8 protein-coding genes are annotated in these 11782 nt (G+C 44.5%); 4 read left to right on the top strand and 4 right to left on the bottom strand.

Annotated elements, in window-relative coordinates:
* Positions 1-164 precede the first annotated feature (164 nt).
* On the top strand, positions 165-1439 hold the full coding sequence (locus BCU07_RS07270) for a diguanylate cyclase (RefSeq protein WP_133154763.1): 1275 nt from the start codon (positions 165-167) through the stop codon (positions 1437-1439).
* A 261-nt stretch (positions 1440-1700) separates the two neighbouring features.
* On the opposite strand, the gene BCU07_RS07265 is transcribed toward BCU07_RS07270, so the two are convergent.
* Positions 1701-2525, bottom strand: a complete 825-nt coding sequence (locus tag BCU07_RS07265; protein WP_102428051.1) for a DUF2797 domain-containing protein — start codon at positions 2523-2525, stop codon at positions 1701-1703.
* 303 nt (positions 2526-2828) lie between these two features.
* Here BCU07_RS07265 and BCU07_RS07260 point away from each other — a divergent pair, with 303 nt between their 5' ends.
* Positions 2829-4124, top strand: a complete 1296-nt coding sequence (locus BCU07_RS07260; RefSeq protein ID WP_102428050.1) for a GGDEF domain-containing protein — start codon at positions 2829-2831, stop codon at positions 4122-4124.
* A gap of 254 nt (positions 4125-4378) precedes the next feature.
* Here BCU07_RS07260 and BCU07_RS07255 read toward each other — a convergent pair whose 3' ends face one another.
* The 3 genes from BCU07_RS07255 to BCU07_RS07245 form a co-directional block, all read right to left on the bottom strand.
* The gene (locus BCU07_RS07255) at positions 4379-5749 is read right to left on the bottom strand and encodes an SLC13 family permease (RefSeq protein ID WP_102428049.1); all 1371 of its coding nucleotides are present in this window, start codon (positions 5747-5749) and stop codon (positions 4379-4381) included.
* 197 nt (positions 5750-5946) lie between these two features.
* The gene (locus BCU07_RS07250; protein ID WP_016783897.1) at positions 5947-6699 is read right to left on the bottom strand and encodes a vancomycin high temperature exclusion protein; all 753 of its coding nucleotides are present in this window, start codon (positions 6697-6699) and stop codon (positions 5947-5949) included.
* Between the two features lie 172 nt (positions 6700-6871).
* Positions 6872-8560: an NAD-dependent malic enzyme gene (locus BCU07_RS07245; protein ID WP_010438217.1), complete on the bottom strand. Its 1689-nt coding sequence runs from the start codon at positions 8558-8560 to the stop codon at positions 6872-6874.
* A gap of 183 nt (positions 8561-8743) precedes the next feature.
* On the opposite strand from BCU07_RS07245, the gene BCU07_RS07240 reads away from it, so the two are divergent.
* Positions 8744-11122: a helicase-related protein gene (locus BCU07_RS07240; RefSeq protein WP_102428048.1), complete on the top strand. Its 2379-nt coding sequence runs from the start codon at positions 8744-8746 to the stop codon at positions 11120-11122.
* A 203-nt stretch (positions 11123-11325) separates the two neighbouring features.
* Positions 11326-11703 carry a hypothetical protein gene (locus BCU07_RS07235; protein WP_017059766.1) on the top strand — a complete coding sequence of 126 codons (378 nt, stop codon included), beginning with the start codon at positions 11326-11328 and terminating at the stop codon, positions 11701-11703.
* Positions 11704-11782: the final 79 nt, after the last annotated feature.

Genomic DNA, 11782 nt, shown 5'->3' with positions numbered 1-11782 from the left:
TTACTAACTCGTGTTAGCAATTGAGTTGTAGAGAAGGCCGCAACAGTACGATATACTAGATGGCATATTAATGTCCCTAGCGCGTGATAGATTGTGTGGAAGCGTTGGCAGGATGTGTTGTTATGCTCCAGTTTGTGGAGTATAGCGAGAGTGCGGAGTTGGCAATGTCTTCAATAAATTTCGAATCCACGTACGGTGTAATAACTATTCAAGATATGAATGTAGTTAGTGTAGACGCTAATTATGCTCGCATCTATGGATACCAATCACCCGAAGAACTACTTACTAATATAGATAGCTTCCTAGATCTAATCTCAGAAGAATACCATGTTTTAGCCTATCAAAATTACCTTGAAACGATCAGTGGTCAACGCGAGCCGCAGGTCCACACCTATGTTAATGTTGATCGCAATGGTCGAGAGTTCACAGTGTTCTCTATTGACCATGTGACAGAGTGGCAAGGTCGGCCAGCACTGCAAGTCACGGTGATCGATCTTTCCCCTGCGATTCAGCTACAAAATGCGGTGCGTGAACAAGATAAGATGTATCACGATATGATCATGCAATCCGGGCAGGGCATCTTGGTTCACCGAGAGTTCAAACCGCTGATGGTCAATCAATCGTGGGTTAAAATGCAGGGTGGTTCTTCCATAGAACAAGTTTTAAAGCTGGACTCTATCCTTACATTGGTGCCAAAACAGAATACGGATGGCATCAGTAAGCACTATCAAGCGATCGTGTCGGGTGAGTTGTCGGGAACCAGCACTGTGGTTGAAAATATTGGGTTCGATGGCATTCATCGATTCTTCAATATTTACGATAATGCGATTACTTGGCAAGGTCAGCCGGCCGTTCAGGTTGTGCTCGAAGATGTGACTCAAAAGGTGATGTTGGAAAAGCAATTGGTTCACCAAGCGAATTACGATGAAATGACTGACTTACTCAATCGCAGAGCTATTTATGAGTGGTTAAGGGAACATATTGCCTCTGATACTCATGTCGTCAGTATGCTGCTTGATATCGATGACTTCAAATCGATCAATGATACTTACGGCCATATGGTGGGCGATGAGGTTATTTGCGCATTGGCTAACATTACCAAACGTAATGTAGAGAGAGTGGGTGGTGTGGCAGGCCGCTGGGGTGGAGAAGAGTTTATTCTGTTTATTCCCAATGCGTCATCTAACGTTTCGCGAGAAGTTTCTGATCAGATCCGACAGCAATTTAATCAGGTCGAGTTCAAAGTGGGCGAACAGATTCATTTTAATGTGAGTGTGAGTATCGGAGTAAGTGATAGTCGATCTTGCGAAGGAAAAGTGTCCATCGATGCACTCGTCAACCTCACAGACCAATCGTTATATCGAGCCAAAGCGAATGGAAAGAACTGCGTGTGCGGAGAAGTGTTTGTCAGCGATATAAGCCAAGCATTACCGCACTAGACGACTTCAATCTATTGAGTAAACTCGATCAATTTAGCACACTCAATCAATCTAAAAGCTTAAGCTATAAATCTAGAAGCATAAAAATAAAGCTAACTAGGGTGTCACCCCGTTATAATGTCTGGTCATGATACAAAATGCCCTCAAGCAATTGCTGAGGGCATTTTAGTTTTAGCTCATCAAAGCCGTTTAGCTTTCACCGATCAAAACCGTTTAGCTTTGGTTTATCAAAACAGCGAACATCTCAAAACCGTTGGCTTATTAAGCAGAAACTTCTACTTCGTAAGAGCCAAATTTACGGATGTTAATTACACCAGTATCCAAGATAAGGTATTGGCCTTTGATACCTTGCAGCACGCCAGATACTTCAGGGTTCTTGTCAAAGTTATGAGAAACAATCTTCACTGGGTGCTGCTCAACTGGGTAGCTGAGTGAAGTGATGTTCTCACTAAGAATCTCGATTGCATCGTCGCCAAACTTCGCTCTGATCTCTTGGATTTTATCCTCAACCAACGGCAATAGTTCTTTGGCTTTTTCTACCAACTCCATATCGTCGCCGTCGCCTTTAAGCAGCGTGCGCCAGTTGGTTTTGTCGGCAATGTGTTTGGCTAACTCAACTTCAATCAGGCCAGAAATCTGACGTGTTTTTACCTTCAAGATCGGTAGGCCTTGAGTGGCACCTTGGTCAATCCAGCGAGTAGGAATTTGAGTGTGACGAGTGATACCCACTTTTAGGCTTGATGTGTTCGATAGGTAAACGAAGTGATCAACCATGCAGTTCGCTTCACCCCATTGAGGCTCGCGACACGTGCCTTCATCGTAGTGACAAGTCTCTGGCTTCATGATGCACATGTCGCAGCTTGCTAGCTTTTTCATGCACACAAAACAGTGGCCTTGAGAGTAGCTCTTCTTAGTTTTCTTACCACATGAGCAGCAAAAAATATTGCCGGTGTGAGTGAGGTTGATGGTTTTACCAATCAGAGGGTTTAGCTCTACAAACTCTTCGCCTACAGGCAAACGGTAGGTAACCGCGCCATCAAGGGAAGCACTCATCTTTTTGAGTGTTCCTTTTGCTAATAAAGACATGACATTACTCGTTGTATTTTGATTATTATTTCGTCGACTCGATTGCGCTGTGAGCAGGCAGTACGGTTAACGATGATTATGCGATGAGTATAACAAATAGAGCCTGTTTTTATACGCAATATTACTTGATTCTCGCCGTGAATAATCAACAGCAAATACATGCATTAAAATATAGTATGACATTTTGTTCGGGCGTGATATAACGTTTTTTAGTGATTTATTGGTATTAAGATCACTAATTTATCTAACTTGTTTTTTATCGTGAAATCCCAACTATAGGGATATTAAGCAGGAAGCTTAGACGTGAAGTGGATCCATAAGATTGTTATCTTTCTAGTTATCGCAACGCTTGCCATTGTGCAGTATTACCGTGTGAGCGGAAATCGTGTGATAACGGCAATTACCCCTGATAAATATGAATTTATCGCGACCAGTGATCAAGTTGATAGGGGAGTCAGTACGTCCCAGTTATCCTATGAAAATGGACAGTACACTCTCGATTGTGAACTTAAAGAATCTGAGTATCCGTGGCCTTACTGTGGGCTGTCGATTCGTATCAACCCTGACATCACCTCGGGCCTTGACCTTTCTCAGTACCACACCTTTAGAGTGAACATTGATTACCATGCGGAGGCTGACTCTAGTGGCCGTTTGAGAACCTATCTACGTAACTACAACCCTGCTTATTCAGTTCCTGATGACGAGTACACGCACAAGTACAATGGGATGGAGTTTTCTCCAGGAATCGATGGTGGTGTTATTGAAATCCCGATCAAAAATCTGCAAGTGATGACATGGTGGCTGGCTGACAACGACATTGCGTTAGAGCATTCGGCCCCTGAATTTTCGAATGTGAATATGGTTGAGTTTGCTACTGCGTCTGGAGCGAAACTCGGTCACCACAGAATCGTCATCCGCAGTATTGAGTTCGAAGGTTCGTATATCACCGCAGAAAGCTTGTTCATGATCCTACTGTTTGTGTGGGTGGGGACGGGCACCGTATTCTTGCTGTCAGAGTTAAACCGTTCAAGAAAACGCATGGTGATCGCAGAGAAAAGACATCACCACTTAAAGAACGTCAATCGCGCACTGAGAGAACAGAATTTTGAATTTTCAGAGATGGCCCATCGTGATGAGTTAACCGGAATACTAAACCGCCACGCGATTCGTGATTGGTTGAAAATGCAGTCACAACATGTGAAGCAGGGACATGGCAAGCTAGGTATGTTGTATCTCGATATCGACTACTTCAAGAGCGTGAATGACAAGTACGGACACCAAATGGGTGACCATATTTTACGTGAGTTCAGTATGGTGGTGGGCAGCTCGATCAGCGCTACCGACAAATTGGTGAGATGGGGTGGTGAAGAGTTCATTGTTTTTTGCCCTGAGACTGATCTTGGCGAAGCACAAAGAAAGGCCGAGAAAATCCGACTTTTAGTCAGCCAACACCTCTGGGTTCATGGCGATCCACTGACATGCAGTATTGGTGTTGCCGAGATGAAGCAAGAGCGAGTGACAGAGACCATTGCTCGCGCGGACGAAGCTTTATATCAAGCAAAGCATTCAGGTCGAAACCAGGTGATCTTGAGTCACTAACCTGAAAATTGTTTTGATGAGTTTATAAGCCACACGTGCATATGTGACGTGTGGCGTTTTTATGGTTCTTCTCCCAAAAGCCAAAACAAAAAAGGTGGCGCGGGGCCACCAAAAGGGAAAGCGTTTCTTGTTTTTATATGCCCGTTCAGTGCTTGCTTACGCTGAACGGGCATTTTTGTCTTGGTTGAACCGGGGGAAGTTCAACCAGTTTAGGGGAGCATTCCTGTAAGCATGCGCTTATAGAACGTTAGTGTTTACCAGAAGATCCAAGCGAACAGAGTCAGAACTAGGATACAAACTAGGTTCAACACCATACCGATTCGCATCATCTCTTTCTGCTTGATGTGACCCGAGCCAAACACGATTGCGTTTGGTGGTGTTGCAACAGGAAGCATGAAGGCACAAGACGCAGCAACAGCGATCAGTGCAGACAAAATAACTGGCGACATACCAAGTGCTTCAGCGATGGTTGCGAATACTGGCACCAGAAGTGCTGCACTCGCTGTGTTACTCGCAAATTCCGTTAGGAATACCACGAACGCTACCACGGCTAGAATCGTAAGCAGTACGCCAGCTGTTTCTAAAAATCCGCTTAGTGAGTGTGCTAAGAATACGCTGGTTCCTGTCGCTTTTAGAATGTTACTTAAGCAGATACCACCACCGAATAGGATAAGAACACCCCAGTCCGTTGTCTTCTCAACGTCTTTCCATTCCACCGCTCTAGAAGCGCCAAGCAGTACAATTGCGCCAATCGCTACTAAGCTATCAAATTTAGAGAATCCGCCAATCATTACGTTGATTGGTTTACCGAATATCCAAAGCGTTACGGTTAGAAGGAAGATAGACAGTGTGATTTTCTTGCTGTTTGTCCACTCAACTGGGGCATGGTCTAGCTCGAATTTGTGGTCAAGCTTCGGCTTAGTCATCACGTAAAGAATAATCATCGCGATTGGAAGTAAGATCATTGAGATAGGTAGGCCAAGTGCCATCCACTCTGTGAAGCTCAAGCCAACTTCTGCCGCCGCAATTGCGTTTGGTGGGCTACCAACCAAGGTTGCGATACCACCGATTGAAGCACAGTAAGCGATACCCAGCAGTACGAACACGTACGTGTTGCGGTCTTCACTTTGGTCAACTTTGTTCATGATGCCAAGAACAAGGGGAAGCATCATTGCAGTCGTTGCTGTGTTCGAAATCCACATCGACAAGCCTGCACTCACACCGAATAGCATGAACACCGCCACCGACATTCTGCCTTTTGCAATCAGCAGAACTTTGTCGGCAATCGCTTTATCCAACTCCTGTTTGTTCAGTGCGGCTGCCAGTGCGAAGCCACCCATGAATAAAAAGATGATTGGGTTCGAAAAATTAGCCAGTGCTGCGGGCGTATTGAACACACCAAACAAGACAGCCAATAGAGGAACAAGCAAAGCGGTGATGCTGACGTGAATCGCTTCGGTTAACCATAAAATAGCAACGAACACGAGAATACTTAAACCCGTATTCACTTGTGCTTCGAATGGTAAGGTGTTGAGCAAGAGTGCAAATAGTGTGAAATTACCAATTAATATCATGCTGTTGCGGGTAAACAACCAGTGTTTCAGTGTAGTAACAAGTGCCGTCATAAGACGCTCCTTTTGTTATCCTCGTTTTATTGGTGTACTGACTTCATTGAGTAGTGCTTATTCTGTACGAGGTATATAGCTTGATGTAGGGTCGGACTTTGTTGGGGGAATGTTACTTAAGTTAAGAAAGGAGCGTTGGTGTGTTTTTGTGTAACAGTAGGGAAATGTGAGGCAACAAATTCAAAATGTGTAGGTTTCTACACATCGGGATCTGAAGGGTCTGCGATAGGGCTAGGAATAGGCAGTGTTTCTTGCTTAGGGCTGGGTTGAATTGGTTCTTTAGGTCCAAGGAATTTGGGTGCAGTACCAATAATATACAAATCAAGGAACGCTTTAGTTCGCGCGAACACTTCACGTAAACGTATGGTTGTTCCAGAGTGGTGAGTCGGACCTGAAACTGCCAAACATTGGGCGTGAATATCGTAAGAGCTTGCGATCAATAGTGCTCTTTCACAGTGGAATTCCTGTGTGATAATTAAAAAGTTATCGGTATCGAAGATCTTTTTGGCGCGAACAATTGAATCTAAAGTTCTGAAACCAGCGTAATCGAGATTGATGCGTTCATCGGGCACACCGGCTTTTAATAAGTCACGTTTCATTGTCCACGGTTCGTTATAAGAACGATGAGCGTTATCGCCACTCAGTAGAAATTGCTCTACTTTTTCACGATCGAATAACTCAATAGCAGCGTCAATTCGATGTTTGTAGTATTCGTTGAGTGTTCTACCTAGGTATTTACTGGTACCAAGTACAACGGCAACTTCGCGCTCTGGCACATCATCGATATGGTAGATGATGCGATCTTTTGCTTGCCATGAAACCCAATAATCAATCGCAATAACCGCAGCACTACCTACTAAGAACACGAGGAAAGCGCCAAACAGAAAACCTTGTAGTTTTTTGTAAGCTTTTTTTAAGTAGCTACGGAAAATGTGAGAATCAAATTTCACTCTCGGTATGGTCCTTTGGCTGAGCATTAATTTTTGAGTGCTCGATAATACCAAATAAAAATGAGAAAAATCAGCTAAAAAGACAAGACAGTGAAAAGAAAAAAGCCTCTGCATTGGCAGAGGCTCTAGTAAGAGTCGTTAACGCTCTTTATTTAGAATACAGTTCAATTTATTAGAACGCAGTACGCTTGTAGCGACGGTAAACCGGTTGCCAGAAATGTTGGTCAATTGCTTGTTGAAGAGCTTCATCTGTGATCTCTAACGCAACACCTTGTTCAATGGCTTTCTTACCAACGGCAAGAGCAATCTTCTTAGATACGGTGTGAATCTCTTCCAATGGTGGAAGTAACGCACCTGAACCATTGATGGCAAGTGGAGAACACGTAGCAAGAGCACGGCTTGATTCCATCAGCATCTCATCGGTGATACGTGAAGCGTTCACAGCCAATACACCAAGGCCAATACCAGGGAAGATGTAGCTGTTGTTACATTGAGCAATTGGGTAAGTAGTTCCGTTGTGAACCACTGGTTCAAATGGGCTACCTGTTGCAACAAGAGCTTGGCCATCAGTCCAACGAATAATGTCGTTTGGTGTCGCTTCAACACGGCTTGTTGGGTTCGACAGTGGGAATATAATAGGGCGCTCACAGTGAAGGTTCATCTCTTTGATGACTTCTTTGCTGAATAGACCCGGAGCACCAGATACACCAACTAATACGGTTGGTTTAGCGTGGCGAACAACGTCTAGTAGAGAGAAACCAGTACCGTCACTTTCCCAATCTTTAGTGTTAGCGTTGGTTTGAACCAAACGCTGTTGGAAATCAAGCAAGTTTTGCATGCCTTCCTGTAGCAGACCCCAACGGTCAACCATGTATACTTGAGAGCGAGCTTGTGCATCGCTGATACCTTCAGATACCATTTGTGCGATGATCGCTTCTGCAATACCACAACCTGCAGAACCCGCACCTAAGAAGGTTATTCGTTGATCTGACAGTTTGCTGTTTGCTGCTTTACATGCTGCAAGTAGAGAACCAACCGTTACCGCTGCTGTACCTTGGATATCATCGTTGAAACAACAGATGCGATCTTTATAACGCTCAAGTAGAGGCATTGCGTTCTTTTGTGCGAAATCTTCGAACTGAACTAATGCATCTGGCCAGCGACGTTGAACCGCTTGGATGAACTCTTCAACGAATGCGTCGTAGTCGGCACCTGTAATACGAGGATGACGCCAACCCATGTACATTGGATCTGCAAGACGTTGAGGGTTGTTAGTACCCACATCGAGCACGATTGGTAGCATGTAAGCTGGGCTGATACCGCCACAAGCTGTGTAAAGCGCTAGCTTACCAATTGGAATACCCATGCCACCGATGCCTTGGTCTCCCAAACCAAGAATGCGTTCACCGTCCGTAACCACGATAACTTTAACGTTGTGGTTTGTCGCATTATTCAGTAGATCATCGATACGATCGCGATTCGGGTATGAGATAAACAGACCACGGCCACGACGATAAATATTTGAGAAGTTCTCACATGCTGCGCCAACTGTTGGCGTGTAAATGATAGGCATCATTTCAGAGATGTGGTTTTGAACTAAACGATAAAAAAGCGTTTCATTAGTGTCTTGGATGTTACGTAGGTAAATATGCTTATCCATATCACTTTCGAAGTTACAATATTGTTTGTATGCACGTCCAACTTGCTCTTGGATTGTTTCGGTTGTTTCCGGTAACAAGCCTTCAAGGTTGAAAGAACTGCGCTCTTCAGCAGAGAATGCGCTGCCTTTGTTAAGAAGAGGGGTACTTAGTAAAGCAGGACCAGCATAAGGGATATACAGAGGGCGTTTATCGTTGTTCATTAGATGCCTAATATGGGAGAAAGGGTAACTGAAAAATGATAACGGTTTAGTTATTCAATTGTAAATAGTTTCTCCGCGATCTGAGCAAACAAAATGATATTCTTACCTCTGTCCCACACTTATCGAATTTCAACACGATAATTCGTTATACTTTGCTCACACTTTTTCGCTACTCGCCATTTTATGTCATTACTTCCCATCGATGCTTATCAAAACGTATTCCACGAACAAATCGCTAATTCTCACCTTGTCGTAGAGGCGGAAACCGGATCAGGTAAATCAACGCGCCTGCCACTTTGGGCCTCTCAACATGGACGAGTGTTAGTGGTGGAGCCAAGACGCATCGCGTGTACATCACTGGCTAAATATCTCGCGCAGCGATCAGGCGAGAAGTTGGGTAGCAAAGTGGGCTATGCGATTAAGCTTGAGTCGGAATACAACGAGCAAACTAACGTTGTTTTTGTGACGCCCGGTATCGCGCTGCGTTGGTTATCAGAAGATGGATTAGCTAGTTTTGATGTGATCGTGGTGGATGAGTTTCACGAGAGGCGCTGGGACATTGATCTGCTGGTGGCGATTCTCAAACAAAAAGCGAGTCATCGTTTGGTGATCACTTCAGCAACCATTGAGGGTGAACGCCTTGCTCATTATTTGGATGCGAATCGCATAAGCTGTGAAGGGCGAACCTATCAAGTTGAGATTGAGCACAGAGCGAATGAATCCAGAACACTGCCTGATATCCGACATCTAGAGCAGCGTATCGCGGAAGAAGTGAATCATCAGCTGATCGCTTCTTCTGGCGATATGTTGGTTTTTCTGCCGGGTAAAAAAGAGATCGTGCAATGCGAACAAGCCTTGGCGAAAAATCCAGATATCCAAGTCGTTAAATTGCATGCGTCGGTCAGTGATAAAGAGCGAGATTCAGCGTTATCGGGTCGTAATATCAATACTGAAGGTAATGGTTTGAGAAAGGTCATCCTTGCGACCAACGTTGCAGAAACCTCATTAACCATTCCTGACATTGGCGTGGTGATAGATTCAGGATTAGAGAGACGCACCGTTCAGCGTAATGGCAGAACCACACTGATGCTTAAATCCATATCACGAGCGAGTGCCAAACAGCGAGCTGGCCGCGCGGGTAGGGTAATGGATGGCGTTTGCGTGCGTCTATATGGTGAACATGCGGCGTTAGAGTTAGTCACACCGCCTGAATTGCAGCGTGAAGAGCTGATTGAACCTATGTTGGCCGCAGCATGTTGTGGATCTCCGCTTGAGAGCTTGTCCTTCCTTGACCCTATTCCAGAGAAATCACTCAACAGTGCAACTCAAACCTTGCTGACGATGGAAGCGATTAACGCCGACCATCAAGTTACCGAGCATGGTAAAAAGCTGTATCCGTTGCCGATTGATGCTTTGTATGCCGATATCGTTACTCGAATCAAAACCAAAGCATTAAAAGAGGCGATGGTTGATCTCACTGCGGCGCTGTCCGTTCCTGCTCGCTTGTATCAGTTACCAAACAATGCAGAACATCTTGAAGCGCTCGCGCAACAAGAGAAGGAAGGGTGTGATTTAAGCCTGTTGATTCAGATTGTGCGCGGTCGAGAATATCCGCATTTAGACATCGACCAACAGGCTCTGAATGAAGCTCAAGGATTGGCGAAGCAAATGCGGGAGGTATTTGAACTTCCTCAGCTAGAAGTCGCGTCACGTTTCCAACGCATTGAATTGCTCAAGACCATTGTGAATCTGCATCCTGAACTGGTGTTTGTGCGCCGACTGAAAAGGAAAGAAGCCTTTGCCAATGGTGTTTTAGAAGTGGTGCTCGGTCGTCAGAACCGTTTCCCTGATAATGCACAAGCGATGTTGGTTTTGGATACTCACAGCTTGCCGGGAAGAGGCGTTAAGCAAACACTGACCTTAGCGACGGTCACGACACCCATTCCTCTTGAGCTTCTCATTGATGCTGAACTAGGAGAGTGGGAGCAAGGCGAAACCGTTGTGAATGATGATGGTGTTTTTACCGAGATGGCATTGGTGTACGCAGGCCGCACGATTACAACCAAACTCGTCGCCGCTGAAGGGCAACTATCGTTAAAACCTATCGTCGACCTTGTGTTAAATGGAGAGCAGCTTCCCGGTTTTGCAAAGGCTCGCACTCAAGAAATCAAACACTGGCAGTTGTATGTGAAACTTGGTCTCGATGAACAAACTAAATACACACCAGAAATTGAGAACATTAACTTTGAGCTATGGTTTATAGAGCAGCTTGAAGTACTAGGTGTTACTGATGTCAGCGAATTGGAAATGTTCGATCATGCAGACATACCGTTCGATGGCATTCCAACTTGGCTCTACTCAGAATTTTCGGAAAAATACCCGTTTGCATTGAGCCTTGCCGACTTGCAACTCGATGTTGAATACTTGCCCGCAAGAAAGCTGATTTACGTCCATTATCAGTCGGGTAGCCGAAAGTTATCGCCAAAACGTTGGGAGCTACCGACATGGTCTGGTTGGCGTATTCAGTTCAAAAAAGCGAGTCGAATAATTGATATCAAATAGATGGATAAGTTTTATCTCTAAAATATTAATCAAATAGATGCATATATGATTTTTCAGTGCTTATTTTGTTACAAGTTTGATTTTTATATTCCTTTTTAACCAATCAAAAGGTCATAAAAGACTATTCTTCTATATCCTATTGCTATAAAGAAAGAGTTGATAGATATTGAGTATATTGTGTTGCCAAAGTGTCGGGGGACATCATGGATAAACAGGAAGAGACGCGTGTAGAGTTCGATTACACAACATTTCTTGGCGCCTCATGCAGTAAAAAATGGACTTTTCTGGAAGCACTCACCACAATTGCGCCAGTGTTCAGTACCGTCTGGCGAGATAGCATTAAAGAGTTGGGCACCCCAGAGGATCGTTTATGGCAGATGGCATTGAAATCAATGTCGACGCGTAAAAGTGATGAGTCGAACATTGTTACCTTACTCAAGCTCGCTAAGCTGGAAGGGATCAATGAGCTCAAAGTGGTGATGCCATATTCACTTGAAGAAGAGCAGATCGAGTATATTGAATCGCGCAGTCATTTAGTGATTGCGGGTAATTCTGGAGAAGAGTTCACGATTAAGCTGTAACTTCAGCTCGCCTATAATCTCTCTCGAGGAATAGTAAAAACGTACACGTAAAAAGGGCCTCAAATATTGAGGCCCTTTT

It is taken from the genome of Vibrio sp. 10N.261.54.E10 (assembly GCF_002877735.2).
Lineage (GTDB): Bacteria > Pseudomonadota > Gammaproteobacteria > Enterobacterales > Vibrionaceae > Vibrio > Vibrio crassostreae_C.
This window is presented reverse-complemented; position numbering and strand designations above follow the sequence as displayed.